Consider the following 20283-nt stretch of genomic DNA (forward strand, 5'->3'; position numbering starts at 1 on the left):
GATCCGGAACCATTATTTATAATAAAAGGTTTAAACAGATGTTAAGATCATGCCTGTCCGCCTTATCCGTGGGAGCGCTCCTGCTGGCATCCAGTTTTCTGGGCGCGGCCGGGGCGGTGGAACCGGCGCCCGTCAGGGGAGGAACCCTGATTGCCGCTATTTATCCCGAGCCGGTCACGCTGACGGCGACCTATAACAACCAATATGCCAATCGCGTGATTTCAGCCAATATATTTGACGGCCTGGTGTATTACGACGACAGGTTTCAGCCCCAGCCCCGCCTGGCGACTTCCTGGGAAGTGGCGCCGGACGGATTGAGCATCACTTTTCACCTGCGCCAGGGCGTTAAATGGCACGACGGGCAGCCCTTTACCGCGGCGGATGTAAAATACTCGGCGCTGGAAGTCTGGAAAAAAGTGCATTCGCGCGGGCGATCGACCTTCTCGGCATTAAAAGATGTGGAGACCCCGGACAACTATACGGCCATATTCCGCCTCAGCTCACCCTCGCAGGTAATATTAAGCGCGCTGGACGGCGCGGAATCGCAAGTGGTGCCGAAACATATTTTCGACGGCAGCGATATTCGCAAGAACCCTGAAAATGCGCGGCCCATCGGCACCGGTCCTTTTCGCTTTAAAGAATGGAAACGGGGGCAATATGTGGTATTGGAGAAAAATCCCGATTATTGGGATAAGGGCAAACCTTATCTGGATCGGGTCATTTACCGGTTTATCCCGGACGCGGCCGCCCGCAGCGGCGCGCTGGAATCGGGGGAAGTATCCTATATTCCCTATGCCGGCGTACCCTTTTCCGATATAGCGCGCCTGAAAAAAAATCCCGAGCTCAAATTTGAATCCCGCGGCTATGCCTATGCCGCGCAGACCTATTTTATAGGCTTTAACCTGCGATCGGCTGTTTTATCCAATGTGAAAGTGCGGCAGGCTATCGCCCATATCATCGATCGCCAGCGGTTAATCGATACCGTCTGGTATGGGCAAAGCAAGCCGGAATACAGCGTGGTGCCCGCATCCCTGACCCGGTTCTATACGGACGATATTCCCCGTTATGATTACGACGTGGCGAAAGCGGGTAAATTACTGGACGAGGCGGGTTATCCGGTGAAAGCCGGCGGCAAGCGTTTCACCCTGCGTCTGTATACCGATCCCAGCTCCGGCCAGTTCCTGCTGGCGGGAGAGTTTTTGCGCCAGGAATTCAGCAAGATCGGTATCGATATCGCGTTCTCACCGCTGGATAACGCCACGTTCCTGAAAAAAGTCTATTCGGACTATGACTTCGATATTATTTTCCAGGGCTTCGGCGTGATGCTCGACCCGCAAATGGGGTTGACGCGGGTGTTTGACTCCAAAGCACAATCCCCGGGGGTGCCCTACGCCAATGCGTTCGCGTACTCCAGCCCGGAAACGGACCGGCTGATAGCCGCCTATCAAAATGAGGTCGATCCACAACGGCGCATCGCCATTATCGGTCAGTTTCAACGGCAAACCCTGACTGATTTACCGTTGCTTCCGGTAATGGAAGCGCCTTTTTTCACGGTATACAACCGTAAATTGCACGGACTGGATTTTTCCCCGGCGGGCGCGCACTCCGGTTTTCGCGACGCCTGGATCGCCGAACAGCCCTGATGGCGACGGCGTTGATGCCACCACTTAACGGTCCCAAGCGAGGGTCTTTATGTCTTTATCTTCTTCCACCATCGACGCCGGGCCGGCCGGCCGATTTGCCGAAGCGGTCGCCGGGATTGATACCCGCGCCGGCGATGTGATAACCCGGGCGGCGGAACTCGGCGCCAGGCTGGCGGCCGACGCCTCGAGACGGGACAAGGAACGTATTCTGCCCCATGCGGAACTGGACTGGGTGCTGCGGGCGGGTATCGGCGCGGCGCGGGTGCCCGGGGCCTATGGCGGGCCCGAACTGTCTTATGCGGAACTGGCGCGCATCGTCATCCTGCTGGCGAAGGGCGATCCCAACGTGGCCCAGGTGCTGATCCCGCATTTCACCTCGGTGGAGCGTATTCGCCTGACGGGCACCGCCGCCCAGCAGGCGCGTTATTTCCACGGGTTGCTGCACGGCGATTTAATCAGCGGCGCGACCGGCGAACGCGGCGGGCAGTTCGTGGCGGAGATGACCACCCGGCTGGTGCAAACGCCGCAGGGGCTGCGTTTGCGCGGTAAAAAATTCTACAGCACCGGGGGCCTGATGGCGGATCGACTGCGGGTTACCGCTAAGGATGATCGCGGCGACACAGTTTCGGCGTTTGTGCCCCGCGCCCGGCCGGGCATTGTGCAGCACGACGATTGGGACGGCATGGGGCAACGGTTAACCGCCAGCGGCACCACCGAATTCCTGGATGTCGCGGTGGCGGACGAGGAGGTGATGTTCTACACCAGCGACGAGGGCAAAAAGCGCAACTACCAGCCGGCGGCCACGCAAATGCTGCATTCCACCATTGAGGTGGGCATCGCTCTGGCGGTTCTGGACGACGCCGTGGCCTGGGCGCATCGCGGCGCGCGGCCGCGCGCCGATTCCGGGGTACAGCGCTCCGTCGACGATTGGTTTGTCCAGCATACCATCGGCAATATCATCGCCCACGCGCATGGCGCCGAGGCGGCCCTGCTGCGCGCCGCCGCGCTGGTGGACACCGCGGCGTCCGCCTGGCACGGCGGCGAGACCGGGGATGAACTGGAGCAGAAGCTGATAGACGGCTCCATCGCCACGGCCGAGGCGAAAATCGTCTGCAACGGCGCCGCCCTCAGGGCGGCGGAGCTGATTTACGAGGTCGGCGGCTCTTCCGCGACGCTGCGTGAGAACAACTTTGACCGCCACTGGCGCAACGCACGCACCCATACCACCCACGACCCGATCAATCACCGCTATCGCGTGGTCGGCAATTATTACCTTAACCAGACGCCGCCCCCCATCACCATGTATGACTGATGGGGGCGGGTGGAAGCAGGGTAAACAAGCGGAGCGCTAACCTTGACACAACAGAAAAAACAGCTGCGCCTGGGCGCGTTTTTACAGGATGTCGGCCATCACATCGGCGCCTGGCGGCATCCCGACGCCCCGGTTAACGCCGGCATGAACCTGGAGCATTTCAAACTGCTGGCCCGCCGGGCCGAAGCGGCCAAGTTTGATATGATTTTCTTAGGCGATCAGATGACTTTCCAGTACGAGGAGGACGAATATATCGGCCGAACGACGCGCACGGTGAACTATGAACCGCTCACCCTGCTGTCCGCCCTGGCGATGGTAACCGAAAAAATCGGGCTGGTGGCCACCGCCTCCACCAGCTATAACGAGCCGTTCAATGTCGCGCGCAAGTTCGCTTCGCTCGATCATATCAGCGGGGGACGGGCGGGCTGGAACGTGGTGACCTCCTGGACGCTGGGCGAGGCGCTGAATTTTAATCGTGACGAGGTGATGGAGCACGGCCTGCGCTACCAGCGCGCCCAGGAGTTCGTGGACGTGGTGCAGGGATTATGGGACAGCTGGGAAGACGACGCGCTGCTCAATGATAAAGCGACGGGGCATTTTTTCGACCCGCGCAAACTGCATGTGCTGGATCACCAGGGGCGGTTTTTTAAGGTGCGGGGCCCGCTGAATATCTCGCGCCCGGTCCAGGGGCAGCCGGTGCTGGTGCAGGCGGGGTCGTCGCACGACGGGCAGGACCTGGCCGCGCGCCGGGCTGAGGTGATTTTTACCGCCCAGCGAACGCTTGAGGATGCGCGGACGTTTTACCGCAGCGTTAAACAGAAGATGGCGGCTTACGGGCGCCATCCCGATCAGTTGCAAATCATGCCGGGCGTATTCCCTATTATCGGCGAGTCCGAGTCTCATGCCCGGGAAAAATTCGAGCAATTGCAGTCATGGGTCGACCCGGAAATCGGCTGGCCGGTCCTGGCCCGCCACCTGGGCGGCGTCGATCTGTCGTCCTACCCCATCGACGGGCCGCTGCCGGAACTGCCGCCGACGCAGGGAAACCAGAGCCGGCAGGGGCTGCTGGCGGCGTTCGCCCGGCGTGAAAATCTGACCATCCGCCAGCTCTACTGGCATGTCACCGGCACGCGCGGCCATTGGGCGATTTTCGGCACGGCGGCGCAAATTGCCGACCAGTTGGAGGAACGGTTTACCGGCGGCGGGGCGGACGGCTTTAATATCATGGCGCCCTGGCTGCCCGGCGGCCTGCTGGAATTTATCGACCAGGTGGTGCCGGAACTGCGCCGGCGCGGCTTGTTTCGCCACGAGTATACCGGCGCTACCCTGCGCGACCATCTGGGGCTGGCGCGGCCGGCCAACCGTTATGCCGGCCGGGCGACGGGAGCGCCAGCATGAGCGGCGCGGCGCGGCATGAAATGAACCTCGGCGTGTTTGTCGAGATGACCGGCCGGCATCTGGCCAGCTGGCGCCACCAACAGGTTAATCCCCTGGGGCCGATGGATTTCGCCCACTACCGGCAGGTGGCGGAGATCGCCGAACGCGGTCTGTTCGACCTGTTCTTCCTCGCTGACGGCCTGGCCATCCGCGACCGTTCGGCCGAACGCCTTGGGCGGGGGCCAAAGGCGCATTTTGAACCCTTAACGCTGCTGTCGGCCCTGAGCCAGACGTCACGGCATATCGGGCTTATCGCCACGGCGTCGACCACCTTTAACGAGCCTTTCCATATCGCCCGCAAATTCGCCTCGCTCGATTTCCTGAGCGGCGGCCGGGCGGGATGGAATATCGTCACCTCCTCAAGCGATGCGGAGGCGGAAAATTTCGGCGCCGGGTCCATCCCGCCCGCCGGGGAGCGCTACCGCCGCGCCGGGGAGTTTGTCGACGTGGTGCGCGGCCTGTGGGACAGCTGGGATGATGATGCCATCGTGGCCGAGCGGGACGCGGGCGTCTATTTCCGGCCGGAAGGACTGCATGCCCTGGACCACCGGGGCGAATTTTTCAGCGTGCGCGGTCCCCTGAACATCGCCCGGCCGCCGCAGGGCCACCCCCTGCTGGTGCAGGCCGGTTCATCGGGGGCCGGCATGGCGCTCGGCGCCAGTGTGGGCGAGGTTATCTATACCGCGCAGACCACCCTGGCGGACGCGCAATCGTTTTATGGCCAGTTAAAGAGCCAGGCGCGGGCGACGGGGCGATCGGCGCGCGCGCTGCGTATTTTGCCGGGATTGTTTCCGGTGGTGGGCCGCACCCGGGGCGAGGCGCAGGAAAAATTCGATTATCTGCAATCGCTTATCCACCCCGAGGTTGGCCTGGCGCAGCTTGAGCACCATCTGGGCGGCATCGACCTGTCCGGTTATCCCCTGGACGGGCCGTTGCCCGACCTGCCGGCGGCCGGCGGGGAGGGCGCCAACAGCAGGATCGCGCTGCTCCGGCATATCGCCCGGCGCGATAACCTCACCATCCGTGATTTATATTTGCAGGTGGCCATCGCCCGGGGCCATCCGGTGCTTACCGGCACCGCGGCGGATATCGCCGATATGATGACCGCCTGGTTCCAGGAGGGCGGCGCGGACGGGTTTAATATCATGCCGGGCTGGCTGCCCGGAGGCCTGGCGGATTTTGTCGACCTGGTGGTGCCCGAGCTGCAGCGGCGCGGGGTATATCGCCGGCGCTATCAGGGCGCGACCACCCGGGAGATTATGGGTCTGGCGCGCCCGGCCAGTCGCTATGCGGCGCGCGATCATTATTAAGGAACAGGTATGCCGACAGACCATGACCAGCAACACGCCTTGCGCCCAGGCGGGCGAGAAGACGATATGTCCGGGCTTATCGCGGCGGCGGAGCAATTCAGGCTGCGTTTCGCCGCCGGCGCGGCGCGGCGCGATAGCCAGCGGGCCTTGCCCCACGAGGAAATCCGCGCGCTGCGGCAAAGCGGGCTGCTGTCGATGCGGGTGCCGCGGGAATACGGCGGCCTGGAAGCTGACTTGACGACTTTTTCCCGCGTGATATGCCTGCTGGCGGCGGGCGATCCCAATATCGCCCAGGCGATCGCGCCGCAATTCGCCAATCTGGAAAAACTGCGGTTATATGGCAGCGCCGCGCAGCAGCGGCACTACTTCGATCGGGTGCTGCGGGGGGCAATGATGGGCAACGCCGCCGCCGAACGTGACGGCGCCTTTATCGGCGACGTGGCCACCCGGCTGACGCGGGAAAATGGGGAGTGGCGCCTGCGCGGGCGCAAGTATTACAGCACCGGCAGTCTGTTCTCCAGCCTTATTCTGGTCACGGCGGTGCATGAGGAGGGGGGCCGGGCGGCGGTGTTCGTCCCGGTGGATCGCCCCGGCGTGACCGTCAGCGACGACTGGGACGGCATGGGACAGCGCACCACCGCCAGCGGCACCACGGTGTTTGACAATGTGCTTATCGCCGAGGGGGAGATCTTACGCATTCCCGCCTATGGCCAGCGCCGCACCCATGAAGGGGGATTCGCGCAGCTGATCCATGCCGCCATCGACGCCGGCATCGCCCGGGCGGCCCTGGAGGACGCCTGCGCTTACGGGCGTAACCAGGCGCGCGCGCTGCGCGAAAGCGGCGTCAGCGGCGCCACCGCCGATCCGTATGTGCTGCATACCGTCGGTGAAATGGCCATTATCGCGCACGGTGCGGAAACCCTGCTTGAGCGCGGGGCGCAAGCGCTGGACCACGCCCTGGCGGCACAATGGGCCGGCAGCGAGGCGAGCGATCGCCTGCTGGGGGAGGCGTCGATTGCGGTGGCGGAGGCGAAATACGCCACTTCCGAGGCCGCCGTCAGGGTGAGCGAAATGATCTACCGTCTTGGCGGCGCCTCGGCGACCTCGACGGCGCTTAACCTTGACCGACACTGGCGCAACGCGCGTACCCATACCACCCACGATCCCGTGGCGTATAAGGCGCGGGCGGTGGGGGATTTTTATTTAAACGGCATACTGCCGCCGATCAATACAAAAATTTAAGGAGCGGGGTTATGGAACTCGGATTAGCGGGGAAAGTGGTGCTGGTCACCGGCGGCAGCAAAGGCATCGGCCTGGCCGTCGCCCGGGCTTTTTTGCGCGAGGGCGCGCGGGTGGGCATCGTATCGCGGGATACGCGCAATCTGGCGCAGGCGCGGCTGGCGCTGGCGGATGACGGGCCGGAGATTGCCGTGGCGCGTGCCGATCTTAGCCACAGCGATGAGGCGGAGGCCGCCGTCGAACAGCTGGCCCGGCAGTTGGGGCCGATTGATATCCTGGTGAACAGCGCGGGCGCCGCGCGCCGCAACCCGCCGGAATCCCTCGACAGCGCCGCCTGGCATGCCGCCATGGACGCCAAATATTATACCTATATCCACGCCCAGGACGCGGTGCTCAAACGCTGGGTGGCGCAGGCCGCGGGCGCCGGCGCGCCGGCGCGCCAGGTAGGCGCCGTGGTCAATATTATCGGCACCGGCGCGCGGGTGCCGCATCCGTCGCATGTGGCGGGTGGTGCGGCCAATGCGGCGCTGCTGTTGTCCACCCTGGGACTGGGACAGTATTACGCGCGTTACGGCATCCGGCTTAATGCCGTCAATCCGGGATATACCCTAACCGATCGCATTGATCAGACCGTCGATCATGAAGCCCGGCGCCTGGGGATAACGCCCGGGGAGGCGCTAAGCCGGCTCAGCGACGGATTGCCCTTGCGCCGTTTCGGCCGTCCCGAGGAGGTTGCCGACGTGGTGTTGTTCCTGGCCAGCGAACGCGCCAGTTATGTGGTCGGCGCGTTTATCGCCGTGGACGGCGGGCAGCATCCCGTTTTTTAGGCGTATGCCGGCCAGCGGCGCAGGCGCCCGCCCCTGGCGCCTGCGCGTGCCGGGGTATCAGGCCGCCGCCAGGATCAGGCTGCGCGTATAGGGATGGACCGGGGCGTTTAGCAGGGTCATGGCGTCCCCCGCCTCGACCACGTTACCCTCCTTCATGACGATAATCCGGTGCGCCATGGCGGCCACCACCGCCACATCATGGGTAATGATCAGATAGCTCAGACCATGCGCGCGCTGCTGTCGCTGCAGCAGGGTAATGATTTGCCGCTGGATGGTAACGTCCAGAGCGCTGGTAGGCTCGTCCAGCACCAGAATATCGGGGTTGATAATCAGCGCCCGCGCAATGGCGATGCGCTGGCGCTGGCCGCCCGAAAATTCATGGGGATACCGGTGCAGCAGCCCCGGAAACTGGGTTTCGTTAAGACCCACCTCGCCGAGGATCGCGGTAATACGCCGCTCCCGCTCCCGCGCCGACAGTTCGGGATGATGGAAATGCAGGCCTTCGCCCACCACCTGGGCAATATTCAGGCGCGGGGACAGGGAAGAGAAGGGGTCTTGGAATACCGCCTGTATTTTGCGCCGTTGCGACCGGCGCGCCAGGGAAGAGTGCGCATTGGCCTGCTGCCACGACATGCCGTCGATAAGCAGCGAGCCTTCATGATCCATCAGTCCCAGCACCGCGGCGGCCAGCGTGCTTTTGCCTGAACCGGACTCGCCGATAACGCCCAGGGTTTGTCCGCGCCGCAACACGAAGTCGGCATTTTTGACCGCCTGGAATCGGTGGCGCCGGAACCAGTTGCCTATTCCCGGATGCGAAACCGGGTAGCTTATCTGCAGGTCTTTGCCCTCCAGGCGCGGGTGCTGCCCGGCGTCGTCTGCGGCGACGGCGCCGATGTCCCGTTGCGGACGGCTGTTGATCAACTGACGGGTGTAGGGATGTTTTGGCGCCTGGAACAGCTGTTCGGTCGGGGCGACTTCCACGATATTGCCGGCTTCCATGACAATGACCCGATCGGCGAAACGGCGCACCAGGTGCAGGTCGTGGGTAATAAGCAGGATGGATAAGCCGTTCTTGCGCTGCAAAGCGGACAACAGTTCAAGGATTTGCAGCCGCAGGGTCACATCCAGCGCGGTGGTCGGTTCGTCAGCCAGCAGCAGTTTGGGCTCGCCGGCCAGCGCCATGGCTATCATGGCGCGCTGGCGCTGCCCGCCGGAAAGCTGGTGCGGATAGGCATTGGCGCGCCGTTCCGGCTCGGCGATGCCGGTTTCCGCGAGCCGGGCCACGGCATGCTCCCAGGCGTCCTTACGGCCCATCCGCCGCTTTAGCCGGTAAACTTCGGCAATCTGTTCCCCGACCCGATGCAGGGGATTAAGCGCCGTCATCGGCTCCTGGAAAATCATCGAAATATCCTTGCCGCTGACGGCGCGTACGTCCGCCTCGGGCAGCTTGAGCAGATCGGTATTGCCGTACAGCGCCTGTCCGGACACGCTGGCGCCGGGGATCAGGTGTAATAAACTCATGGCGCTCACGCTTTTACCCGATCCGGACTCGCCCACCAGGGCGACCTTTTCATGCGGCTTAATATGAAAAGAAATGCCGTGCACAATCTCTTCGCCATTAAAACCAATACGTAAATCCCGCACGTCAAGCAGCTTGAGCGGTATCGGTCCGTCGACGGCGGCGGTCGGTTTCTCTTCTGTTGCCATCGTAATCTACTTCCTATGCAGGCGTGGGTTATAAATATCGTTCAGGCCGTTGCCGATCAGCATAAAGCCCATAACGGTCACGAAAATAGCCAGGCCGGGCAGGGCGGTCATATACCAGGCGGTACGCAGCACCTCGCGCCCTGAGCCGACCATGCCCCCCCAGGTCACCACGCTGGGATCGCCAAGCCCGAGAAAGGATAACGACGCCTCGGATAAAATAACCTGCGCCACCAGTACCGACGAGGCCACCATCACCGGCGCGATGCTGTTGGGCAAGACATGGCGGGTGATGATGCGCAGGTGTCCAAGCCCGATGGTGGCGGCGGCGCGCACGAACTCCATTTCGCGCACGCGCAGCGCCTCGCCGCGCACCAGGCGCGCGATTTGCGGCCAGGAGGTCGCGCCCAGCGCCAGGGAAATGCTGAATGTCGAGGGACCCAGCACCATCACCAGGGCGATGGCAAAGAGTAAGCGCGGCATGGTCAGGAACACTTCGGTCAGGCGCATCAGGATATCGTCAACCCAGGATGCGCCGAAATAACCCGCGATCACGCCGATGACAATACCGAGCACCACGGAAAGCGCGGTGGCGAACAGGCCGATCATCAGCGAGGTGCGGGCGCCATACAGCAGGCCGGAAAGCATATCGCGGCCCATCATGTCGGTACCGAGGGGAAACCGGGCATCGGCGCCGGGCCAAATCGTCGGGCTGCCGACCATATTGCGCGGGTCGCCGGGGAAAAAATAGGACGCCGCCGCCGCGCCGCACAGGATCAGCAACAATAACAGCAGGCCAATCTGCGTGGAATATGAGCGGGCCAGCCGCGCGCGAAAACCGCGAGATATCATGGGCGGCGTCTCCCGATGCGCGGATCCAGCGCGACATAGATCAAATCCACCAGCAGATTCATCAGCACCACCAGAAAGGAGCTGAGCAAGAAAATGCCCAGCAGCAGGTTGAGGTCGCGGGAAAATACCGCGTCGTAGGCCAGCCGGCCGATACCCGGCCAGCCGAAGACGGTTTCCACCACCACCGAACCGCTGAGCAGTCCGCCGATTTCCAGGCCGGTAATGGTAATAATCGGCAGCGCGGCATTACGCAGGATATGGCCGAATATTACCCGCCATTCGCTTAATCCTTTGGCCCTGGCCGTGCGCACGAAGTCCTGTCCATAGACTTCCAGCATTGAGGAACGGGTGATGCGGACATACATCGACAGAAAGAACAGGCTCAGCGATAACGCCGGCAGGATCAAATGCCTTGCTACGTCCAGCAGGTAATAGACCTGACTGGCGTAGTCGGCGCCGACGGTGGCGATGCCGCTCACCGGAAACCAGCGCAAATTAATGGAAAATACGACGATCAGCAACAAGCCAATCCAGAATAAAGGCGTGGCAAAACCGATGGTGGAAAAAACCGAGATCAGCCCGTCCAAGAAGGAACCACGGTAGCGCGCGGCAATAATGCCCAGCAACACGCCAACCAACAGGGCGAAAATAATCGCCGTCAACGACAGGGTAATGGTCGCGGACAACCGGCTGAGGATTAAATCGGCAACGGGCGTGTTTTCCCGAAAGGAATAGCCCAGGTCGAAATGCGCCAGCGACTCGAGATAATGAATAAACTGCTGCCAGATCGGAATATTCAGCCCATATAATTCACGCATTTCCGCCATATATTCCGGCGTGGCCCCGCCTGATTCTCCCGCCACGACATCAATAACATCCCCGGGCGCTAATTTCATTAACACAAAGGCCAACAGCACAATGGTAAACGTGGTGGGCAAAATCTGGAACAGCCGCCAGCCTATATAGCCAATTCTCCCCTGCATCGCTTATCCTCCCGTTAAAAATAAGGATATGGGGTGTTTACCGTCATTAAACCAAGCTAATTTCATAAGGTTTACTCTATTCTCCACGTCGCGCCTGTCAGCGGCCGCTGCCGAGGCCTACGAGGCGGATGAGATATGCAAGGGGCTGAATTGCGATTGCCTTTCCAGCGCGCGGGTAAAGGTCTCCAGGGATTCCAGCAATCTGCCTTCAAGCGCGGCGCTTAACAACGGATCGCCATCGTAGCGGGTGATTTGGCTGTCTTCTGAGAAAACGCCGTGCAGGATCTCCTGGGCTTTCAGCGCGTTAAGCACCGGCTTGAGGGCATAATCCAGCGCCAGCATATGCCCTGCCGAGCCGCCGGTGGCCAGCGGCAACACCACTTTATGCTCGAACGCGCGCTCCGGCAGCAGATCCAGCAGGGTTTTCAGCGCGCCGCTGAACGAGGCTTTATAAATAGGCGTGCTGATAATCACGCCATCGGCTCCGGCAAGCTGCCTGACAAAGTCATTGAGCGCGGGGCTGTCGAAATGCGCGTACAGCAAATCTTCCGCGTTAAAATTAAACACATTCCAGGGGGTAACCTTAATACCCCGTCCCTCCAGCCAGCGCTGGGCGATAGTCAACAGCGCCGCCGAACGCGAGGGCGAACGCGGACTACCGGCCAGGGTAATAACATTCATTACAGCTCCTTGAAACAATCATCATATTCTGCCAATACAAAATATCTCAAAATAAATACAGCGCCATTACATATGCGCAACCACCTTATTACGCATGTAATAAAAATAAAAATATCTTTTTTGGCTTTCTATAGCTGAATAAATGATGACCGCCGGCGTTAAGTCTTGCCAGCAAATCGCGCTACATGTTATGTTATAAAGTAACAATAACTGGCGTTTATAGCGCGCGTTTATCAGCAAGGAGAGAAAATTGAATCGTTTAACCCTACCATTAGCGGTGGCCATGATGGTGTCGAGCCCCGCCGTGTTGGCCAAAACGGTCGATACGGTAGCCAGTTTTTCCGTACTGGCCGATATCGTAAAACAGGTTGGCGGGGATCATGTCACCGTGACCAGCCTGGTGGGCCCGGATGGCGATCCCCACAGTTTTGAGCCGGCGCCGAAAGACAGCCAGGCGTTAAATAAAGCCGACGTCGTGTTTGTCAGCGGCCTGGGGATGGAAGGATGGATGGATCGCCTGATCACGGCGTCAGGCTATAAGGGCAAGATCATTACCGCGTCCACGGGCGTAAACACGCGCAACATGGAAGAGGAAGGCAAAACCGTCACCGACCCTCATGCATGGAACAGCGCCAAAAACGGCGCAGTTTATGCCCGCAATGTTATGCAGGCGTTGATTGCCGCGGATCCTGAGGATGCGGATTATTTTCGCCGGCAAGGGAGCGCCTATATACAAAAACTGGAAAAGCTGGACAGCTGGGCAAAAAGCACCTTCGCCGCCATCCCGGCGGACAAACGTAAAGTGATTACCAGCCACGATGCTTTTGGTTATTTCGGCGCCGAGTATGGCGTGGAGTTCCTCGCCCCGGTCGGTTTCTCCACTGAAGCCGAAGCCAGCGCCAGCGACGTCGCCGGCTTGATCAGGCAGATTAAGGAAAAGCATATCAAAACCTACTTTATTGAAAATCAAACCGACCCGCGCCTGGTGAAGCAGGTGGCGGCCGCCAGCGGCGCGCAGCCGGGTGGCGAACTGTATCCGGAATCGTTATCGAAAGCCGGCGGGCCCGCGACGACCTACGAGGCGGCCTTTAAACACAATGTCGAGACGATAGCCGCCAGCATGCAATAACCCTAGCGCCGCCGCGTGGCGGCGGTGGGCGTCACAACCACGGTTTTGCCCGCTGCAGTATCTTCAACTATATTGAGGCTATCCCGACGTATTCCATTGCGAACCTATCGGTATAGCCTTCCGCGCGGCACTATGTCCCCTGGCCAGGGTTCCAGGTCAGGGAGATGGATTTCCCCATTTTGGGTAAGCGCGCTAATTAAATGGAGATATCCATCATGTCAGCACACCAGCACGATCTCAAGGGGAAGACCGTCGTCATCGCCGGCGCATCCAGCGGTTTTGGCCGGGGAACGGCGCTCAAACTCGCGCAACTGGGCGCGAACGTCGTGCTTGCCGCAAGGCGGGAGGCGGCGCTGGAAGATCTGGCCGCACACATCAGGTCCACCGGCGGCGCGGCGCTGGCGGTGCGGACCGATGTCAGTGACGCCGCCGACGTCGAGCATCTGGCCCAGGCGGCGCTGGAAGGGTTTGGCGGCATCGATATCTGGATCAATAACGTCGGTATCGGCGCCCTGGGGCTATTCTGGGATATTCCGCCGGCGGATCATGCGCGCATTATCGACGTTAACCTGAAAGGGCTCCTGTTTGGCGCCCACGCGGCAATCCGGCAATTTCGCATGCAGGGGTTCGGCACCCTGATAAACACCGGGTCGATCGACAGCGAAGTGCCCCTGGCCTATCAGGCATCCTATGCCGCCTCCAAGGCCGCGGTGCTGAGCCTCAGCCGCACGCTCAACGAAGAGCTGCGTCTGGATGGCAGCGCCGCCAATATCAAGGTGGCGACCATTATGCCCTGGGCCGTGGATACGCCCTGGTGGCTGCATGCCGCCAATTACAGCGGCCATGCGCCGCGCATGGCGGCGATGGACGATCCCGCGCTGGTGGTGGATGCCATCGTCGGGGCCTGCGTCAATCCACAGGAAGAAACGCCCGTCGGCTGGAAGGCCGGTTCCTCCAATATTTCCCATCATCTGTTCCCGGATTTGACCGAGCGGCTGTCAGCGGACATCGCCGACCGCGAAGTTCATAAAGCCCCGCCGGTGGCCGCTACGCAAGGGGCTATCTATGAGCCTATGGCGGAGACCCTGCGCATTGAGGGTGGCATTCGCGCGAGAATGAAACGGGAAGACGAGGAGGGCAGGCAATCATGTTTATAAAGACCCGCGCCAGACCCGGCGCCCGCGCTTAAGCCGCCGCCTGGCTTTTCAACCACGCTTCAGACGAAAAAAAAACCAACCACAAGTGGTTGGTTTTCTTCAGGATGATTGGTCGGCATGAGAGGATTCGAACCTCCGACCCCCGACACCCCATGACGGTGCGCTACCAGGCTGCGCTACATGCCGACTGCATGGGCGCCTATACTACCTTGTCCTGCGTTGATTGCAATAGCCCATTGAATTGACTGCTTTAGATTTAAGCAGTTAATTGGCAATAAAGCGTTTTTCGTCCGTCAGTACCTGCAAAAGCAGCGCCAGCTGCGGTTTGGCGTTATGAATAACGTCGCCATTAAGATCGTAGGTGCGGTAATCACCGTTGCTTTGCAGCACGATGCTCTGGGTCGGCGTATTGATAACCAGCGTGCCGTTATCGCCGCTGACCACCCAATCGTTGCTCCGCCTTGGCGCAAACAGATCCTCGCCCTGGGTATAGTCGCTGGCATCGGTGGCGACATGCAGCAGGCGCTGCATCAGCGTGGCGGTGACATCGTTGTGGTAGGTCAGCTTGGTCACCACCTGCGGCGGGGTGCCCGGCCAGTGGATGATAAGCGGCACCTGCAGCTGGTATCGGTTAAGGCGTGTGCCGGCTTCCCGATGGCCGTTCTTGCGATCGTTGAGCTCCAGCCCGTTGGCGGCGGTAATCACTACCACCGTATGCTCCAGGTCTCCCCTGGCGCGCAGGGTGGCGATAATCTGGCCGATATAGCCGTCCAGGCGCTGAGCGCCCTGCTGGTAATGCTCCGCCAGGTTGGGCTTGTTATTCAGGCCGGCGTTGATATCCGTGCCGTTGAATTCCACGTAAGAATACCAGGGCGCATCGCCGGTGGACGCCGCGCGCCACTGTTGCCATTGCTGGGCGGTCTGACTGTCGGGCTGGCTGACCGGCTCCGGCAGGCTGAAATCGGTCAGCAGCGCCTGCCTGTCCAGCGGGCTGCCGAAGCCGTTGGATGAGAACAGGCCCAGCTGATAGCCCTGCTTGCCGAGCGCATCGAATAATACCGAGGTCTTGCGCGCCGCCAGGATGCCGTCCATATAAGAAGACGAAATGCCGTAAAACAGCCCGAACAGCCCGGTATCCGCATGATTGCCGGTGCTGAAATGGTTGGTGAAACGCACGTTGTCGGCGGCGAACTGCTTTAACGTCGGCATCTGTTGGTCGACGGTATCGTTGCGCAGGGCGCCGGTGGCGATGATCAGCAGGTTATATCCGCTGCCTTTATTCTGGAATTGCAGCGGGCTTAACGGGTATTCCACCGCCACCGCCTCGGGATTGCCCTGCTGCACCAGGCGACGCTCGTATTCCTGCGCATCCAGCAGGCCGTGCCGCTCCAGGAAGCGGCGCGCGGTCATGGGGTAGGATAGCGGCAGGTTGGAGCGCTGCATGGTAATCGGCCGGTAGAAATTGGCGTCCGCCCAGATATAGATAATGTGCGAGGCGAAAAAGGCGCAGATAAGCACGATAGCCACGGGCTTGCCGATTTTACGCCGGTTAAGGCTGCGCAGCTTTTGCCATGACCAGGTGCCGAAGAGCATTTCCACCAGGAAGATGATGGGGATGCCGATAAACATCAGCTGCCAGTCGCGCGCCAGCTCACCTTCGTCGGGGTTGACCACCAGTTCCCAGACCACCGGATTAAGGTGGAGGTGGAAACGGGTAAATACCTCGGTATCCACCAGCAGCAGCGTCAGCCCGGCGGTGGCGATAATGGCCGACAGAAAGCGCAGCAGTCGCTGCGACATCACTACAAAGGTCAGCGGGAAGATAATCAGCAGGTAAAGGGTAAAAACGATAAAACTAAAGTGGCCGAGCCAGCTGGTGAACGCGAAAACGCGGCCCAGCAGCGAGCCGGGCCAGTCGGCGACAAAAAGATAGCGGCTGCCGAGCCCAAGGCTAAGCAGGATGTTGAAAAGGGCGAACCAGTGACCCCAACTGATCATTTGGGAAACTTTGTCACGGTAGCGCTGGCTATTTGTCACCATAAATCAGTCTTGGCAGCTCATTAATGCGTATCGTGAGTCCGGACGGAGGAGAGCAGCGCCTCGCCGAAGGAGTTTGCCAGGGTTTTGCGCTGTTCCGGCGCCACGCTGGTGTTGATCACATGAGTAATCATATTACCCAATACCATCAGCGACAAATCGGTTGGCGTACGGTGCTTTTCCAGCACCGCCGACAGTTCGCCCAGCAATGCTTCAACCTCTTCGTCGCTATAACGGGATGCTTGCGGCATAATATATTCTTAGTAATCTGTTAAAGTCCGCTATCTTACCGTATCAACTCCGCTTTTTCCGCTTTTTTATCGCTTTTCAGCCGGGGCGCCCCTGCGCAATGTGCTGTGCCAGCGCAACACCGGTTGAGCTGCGGGCTATTCAGTGTTTGAATACGCACCTGGCCCGAAGGAGAATAAATCATGAGTCTGGATATTGACCAGATAGCGTTGCATCAGCTTATCAAACGCGATGAGCAAACGCTGGAACTGGTATTGCGCGATTCGCTTTTGTCCCCCAGCGCGGCGGTGGCGGAGATGATGGCGGAGCTGCACCGGGTATATAGCGCGAAAAACAAAGCCTACGGTCTGTTTAACGAGGGCAGCGAGCTGGCGTCGGCGCTGCGCAGCTGCCGCAAGGGCGATGAAGACTTCCTGGCGTTTACCCGCGCCGCCACCGGCAGGCTGCGCGACGAACTGGCCAAATATCCTTTTGCCGAGGGCGGCGTCGTTTTGTTTTGTCAGTACCGCTACCTGGCGGTGGAATATCTGTTGATCGCGGTGTTGAACAGCCTGAGCAGTATGCGGGTGAATGAACAGCTTGATATCAGCAGTACCCATTATCTGGATATAAACCATGCGGATATCGTGGCGCGTATCGATCTGACCGAATGGGATACCAATCCGCAGTCTGCGCGCTATCTGACGTTCCTGAAGGGACGGGTGGGCCGTAAGGTGTCCGACTTTTTTATGGATTTCCTCGCCGCCAGCGAAGGGCTGGACGCCAAAGCGCAGAATCGCGGGCTGTTGCAGGCGGTGGATGATTATTGCGCCGATGCCCAGCTTGATAAAAGCGAGCGGCAGAATGTGCGCCAGCAGGTATACAGCTACTGTAAGGATCAGCTGTCGTCCGGCGGGGAGATCGCGGTGGCCGAGCTGTCCGGGACCCTGCCGCCGGTGGGCGATAAAACCTTTCAGGCGTTTGCCAGCGGGGCGGGGTATGAGCTGGAGGAGAGTTTTCCGGCCGACCGCGGCACCCTGCGCCAGTTGACCAAGTATGCCGGCAGCGGCGGCGGCGTTACGCTGAATTTTGACGTGCAGCTGTTGGGCGAGCGTATTTTCTGGGACCCCGCCACCGATACCCTGACCATCAAAGGTACGCCGCCGAACCTGCGCGATCAGCTTACCCGTCGCCAGAACGGCGGAAGCTAGAGTACGGTGTTGGCGGGCCTACCGCGCCATGGGGCCTCGGTCGGGCGGAAAACCACGCCCGATTCAACCCCATCGGCACGGTCTCCCTTGAACACGTTTGCTGTGAGTACGGTGTTGGCGGGCCTACCGCGCCATGGGGCTTCGGTCGGGCGGAAAACCACGCCCGATTCAACCCCATCGGCACGGTCTCCCTTGAACACGTTTGCTGTGAGTACGGTGTTGGCGGGCCTACCGCGCCATGGGGCAAAAAAAAACGCCGCGTAAGCGGCGTCCTTTTATCGTATCGGTTAGTCGCGATTAAACGCGGACAAAGTCGATATGAGTCAGTTTCGGTTTGAACGGATGGCGTTGTACCGCCTGAACCTTAACCTGAGTTTCGGCGCCGTCGATAACCAGTGATAATACGTCGCTATAGAAACCCGGTTTGGTTTGGGTATTCAGCACGATTTCGTGGTCCATCTCGATAGAGACCGGCGCTTCGGTGCCACCATAAACGATAGCAGGAAACTTATTCGCTAGACGCAGGCGGCGGCTCGCACCCTTACCCTGATCTTTACGCACTTCTGCATTAATAATTAACATGTATTTTCTCGATACTTAAAAAAGTAACCCCGCTACAGGCGACCCAGCAGCAGGTTGGATAGACGTGCTTTAAAGTAAAGCGGGCGGAATTCTACCGGAAATACCCCGGCGGGGCAAATAAAACCCCGTCAGCCGCGCAATTCGTGGGCCAGGCGATAACGGCCCTGGTAGTCGAAAATCTTTTCCCTTACCTGCCAGAACGCGCCCTGGCGGCGCGCGACGACAAAATCCGGCGCGCGCAGCCGGTCCGCCGCGCGCTGGATATCGGCGGCGGTTTGCCAGGGAAAGGGCACCCCCGGCGCCCGCTGGTGCAGACGCAGAAAACGGTGCTCGAACACCCGCCGCTGGGGCGGCGTATGCAGCCGGAAACGCTCGGCGACCTCGGCGCCGTCCTCGTCATGGTAGGTGATGCGCAGCCATTCGCCTTTGCCGTCGGCCCCGCAGTCAAGCGTCATGCCGCTGCAGCGCAGCACCAGCGCGTCCTTGAGCCGCAGCGCCGCCTTGAGCATATCGTCCGGATCCACCAGGATTTTATCGCATTCGTGGCAGCGCCTGGCGGCGATATCGTTTTCGGCGCCGCAGTCCGGACAGATCTTGCAGCGGAAGCGAAAATCGCATTGGCGGCGTTCGCCATCTTCCTGTTCCTCGAAACCCTGGCAGCGGCGGCCGTAGTGTTCAATGACTTCGCCCTCCGGCGTGGTTTTGCCCCAGAACATATTGGCAAAGCCGCAGAGCGGGCAGAATACCTGGACCGGCGTGCCGGTTCCGGCCGGTTTGGCCTGGCCTATCTCGGGAGAAAATAGATCGTGGCCGTTGCCGGCATAGTCGAGGATCAGGCATCGGGTCTTGCCGGGATAGAGCCGGAGTCCGCGCCCGACAATCTGCTGGTACAGGCCGACCGACTCGGTGGGCCGCAAGATGGCGATCATATCCACATGGGGAGCGTCAAAACCGGTGGTCAGCACCGCCACGTTAACCACGTAGCGTAGCGATTGCCGGCGGAAGGCGTCGATCAGCCGGTCGCGATCCGCCTGGGGCGTTTCGGCGCTGATAAGCGCCGCCTGCGCGGGCGGCAGCAGGCCGAGGACTTCGCGGGCATGTTCTACCGTCGCGGCAAAGATCATCACGCCGCGCTTATCCGCCGCGTACTCCTGTATCTGGCCGACGATAAGCGGCGTGATGCGATTTTGCCGCCGTACTTCGGTATTCAGCTCCGACTCGGCATAGTAGCCGTTGATATTGGGCGACAGGCGGCTGAAGTCGTAATGCAGCACCGGCATATCCAGGCGCTCCGGCGGCACCAGGAAGCCGTGTTTGATCATATAGTGCAGCGGCAGCTCATAGACGCAGTCGCGAAAGAAACTGCGCTCGTCGCCGCGCACCATGCCGTGATGGTGGTATTGGTATATCCATCCCTTGCCGAGGCGGAAGGGCGTGGCGGTCAGTCCCAGGATGCGCAGCGCCGGCCGGGCGAGGCGCAGATGGCGGATGACCTGCTGATATTGGCTGTCGTCGCCGTCGCCGAGCCGGTGGCATTCATCGATAATCAGCAATGAGAACGCGCCGTCGAATTGATCCAGGTTGCGCGCAACGGACTGTACGCTGCCGAACACCACTTTGCCCCGGCTGTCCCGCTGCTGCAGACCGGCGGCGAAGATATCCGCCTCCAGTCCCAGCGCCTGGAATTTTTCATGGTTTTGCGCCACCAGTTCCTTGACGTGGGCCAGGACCAGAACCCGGCCGCGCGCCAGGCGCGCCAGCTCGGCGATCACCAGGCTTTTGCCGGCGCCGGTGGGCAGCACGATCACCGCCGGTTCGTCGTGGCGGCGAAAATGATCCACCGCCGCGTTGACCGCGTCGCGCTGATAAGGACGTAGGGTGAAGGACATCTCTAAATGAATCTCGTTGTCGGCTATGCTCGGCAGGCAAGCCCCGTTATACTGTGATTTCA

The 20283-nt window shown here is 60.7% G+C and carries 17 protein-coding genes and 1 tRNA gene; 9 read left to right on the forward strand and 9 right to left on the reverse strand.

The genetic code is table 11. The annotated features are described in order from the left end of the window. Positions 1-38: 38 nt before the first annotated feature. The 6 genes from ACL2XG_RS24365 to ACL2XG_RS24390 are packed head-to-tail and all read left to right on the forward strand — an operon-like array spanning position 39 to position 7768. Entirely contained in the window at positions 39-1643 is a 1605-nt protein-coding gene (locus tag ACL2XG_RS24365) for an ABC transporter substrate-binding protein (RefSeq protein ID WP_410014272.1), read from the forward strand. Between the two features lie 49 nt (positions 1644-1692). After that, on the forward strand, positions 1693-2955 hold the full coding sequence (locus ACL2XG_RS24370) for an acyl-CoA dehydrogenase family protein (RefSeq protein ID WP_410014273.1): 1263 nt from the start codon (positions 1693-1695) through the stop codon (positions 2953-2955). A 42-nt stretch (positions 2956-2997) separates the two neighbouring features. Continuing rightward, positions 2998-4353 carry an LLM class flavin-dependent oxidoreductase gene (locus ACL2XG_RS24375; protein WP_410014274.1) on the forward strand — a complete coding sequence of 452 codons (1356 nt, stop codon included), beginning with the start codon at positions 2998-3000 and terminating at the stop codon, positions 4351-4353. Then, on the forward strand, positions 4350-5702 hold the full coding sequence (locus ACL2XG_RS24380; protein ID WP_413723297.1) for an LLM class flavin-dependent oxidoreductase: 1353 nt from the start codon (positions 4350-4352) through the stop codon (positions 5700-5702). The genes ACL2XG_RS24375 and ACL2XG_RS24380 overlap by 4 nt, the downstream gene beginning before the upstream one ends. Before the next feature lie 9 nt (positions 5703-5711). Then, positions 5712-6944 (forward strand): acyl-CoA dehydrogenase family protein, encoded by a 1233-nt coding sequence (locus tag ACL2XG_RS24385; RefSeq protein ID WP_410014276.1) that lies wholly within the window; start codon positions 5712-5714, stop codon positions 6942-6944. Between the two features lie 11 nt (positions 6945-6955). After that, entirely contained in the window at positions 6956-7768 is an 813-nt protein-coding gene (locus tag ACL2XG_RS24390; protein WP_410014277.1) for an SDR family oxidoreductase, read from the forward strand. 57 nt (positions 7769-7825) lie between these two features. On the opposite strand, the gene ACL2XG_RS24395 is transcribed toward ACL2XG_RS24390, so the two are convergent. From ACL2XG_RS24395 to ssuE, 4 genes are all read right to left on the reverse strand, one after another. Next, positions 7826-9475, reverse strand: coding sequence for an ABC transporter ATP-binding protein (locus tag ACL2XG_RS24395; protein WP_410014278.1), 1650 nt, complete (start codon positions 9473-9475; stop codon positions 7826-7828). A 6-nt stretch (positions 9476-9481) separates the two neighbouring features. Next, entirely contained in the window at positions 9482-10324 is an 843-nt protein-coding gene (locus ACL2XG_RS24400) for an ABC transporter permease (protein ID WP_410014279.1), read from the reverse strand. Further along, positions 10321-11307, reverse strand: coding sequence for an ABC transporter permease (locus ACL2XG_RS24405; RefSeq protein WP_413723296.1), 987 nt, complete (start codon positions 11305-11307; stop codon positions 10321-10323). The genes ACL2XG_RS24400 and ACL2XG_RS24405 overlap by 4 nt, the downstream gene beginning before the upstream one ends. A gap of 117 nt (positions 11308-11424) precedes the next feature. Beyond that, a complete protein-coding gene (gene ssuE, locus ACL2XG_RS24410; protein ID WP_413723295.1) occupies positions 11425-11988 on the reverse strand; it encodes an NADPH-dependent FMN reductase in 564 nt (187 codons plus the stop codon). A gap of 283 nt (positions 11989-12271) precedes the next feature. On the opposite strand from ssuE, the gene ACL2XG_RS24415 reads away from it, so the two are divergent. Then, positions 12272-13117, forward strand: coding sequence for a metal ABC transporter substrate-binding protein (locus tag ACL2XG_RS24415; protein ID WP_410016769.1), 846 nt, complete (start codon positions 12272-12274; stop codon positions 13115-13117). 215 nt (positions 13118-13332) lie between these two features. Further along, complete coding sequence (locus ACL2XG_RS24420) at positions 13333-14274, forward strand: SDR family NAD(P)-dependent oxidoreductase (RefSeq protein ID WP_410014282.1); 942 nt, start codon at positions 13333-13335, stop codon at positions 14272-14274. 109 nt (positions 14275-14383) lie between these two features. Here ACL2XG_RS24420 and ACL2XG_RS24425 read toward each other — a convergent pair. The 3 genes from ACL2XG_RS24425 to ACL2XG_RS24435 all read right to left on the reverse strand — a co-directional run bounded on the left by ACL2XG_RS24425 (position 14384) and on the right by ACL2XG_RS24435 (position 16562). Beyond that, positions 14384-14460, reverse strand: a tRNA-Pro gene (locus ACL2XG_RS24425). A gap of 78 nt (positions 14461-14538) precedes the next feature. Beyond that, positions 14539-16314: an LPS biosynthesis-modulating metalloenzyme YejM gene (yejM, locus tag ACL2XG_RS24430; protein ID WP_410014283.1), complete on the reverse strand. Its 1776-nt coding sequence runs from the start codon at positions 16312-16314 to the stop codon at positions 14539-14541. A 20-nt stretch (positions 16315-16334) separates the two neighbouring features. Then, positions 16335-16562 (reverse strand): YejL family protein, encoded by a 228-nt coding sequence (locus ACL2XG_RS24435; protein ID WP_410014284.1) that lies wholly within the window; start codon positions 16560-16562, stop codon positions 16335-16337. 180 nt (positions 16563-16742) lie between these two features. On the opposite strand from ACL2XG_RS24435, the gene yejK reads away from it, so the two are divergent. Further along, the gene (yejK, locus tag ACL2XG_RS24440; protein ID WP_413723294.1) at positions 16743-17750 is read left to right on the forward strand and encodes a nucleoid-associated protein YejK; all 1008 of its coding nucleotides are present in this window, start codon (positions 16743-16745) and stop codon (positions 17748-17750) included. Positions 17751-18047: 297 nt separating this feature from the next. On the opposite strand, the gene rplY is transcribed toward yejK, so the two are convergent. Then, complete coding sequence (gene rplY, locus ACL2XG_RS24445; RefSeq protein WP_410014286.1) at positions 18048-18332, reverse strand: 50S ribosomal protein L25; 285 nt, start codon at positions 18330-18332, stop codon at positions 18048-18050. Positions 18333-18460: 128 nt separating this feature from the next. Beyond that, entirely contained in the window at positions 18461-20221 is a 1761-nt protein-coding gene (locus ACL2XG_RS24450) for a DEAD/DEAH box helicase (RefSeq protein WP_413723293.1), read from the reverse strand. Positions 20222-20283 lie beyond the last annotated feature (62 nt).

Source organism: Sodalis sp. RH24 (genome assembly GCF_047324145.1).
GTDB lineage: Bacteria > Pseudomonadota > Gammaproteobacteria > Enterobacterales > Enterobacteriaceae > Acerihabitans.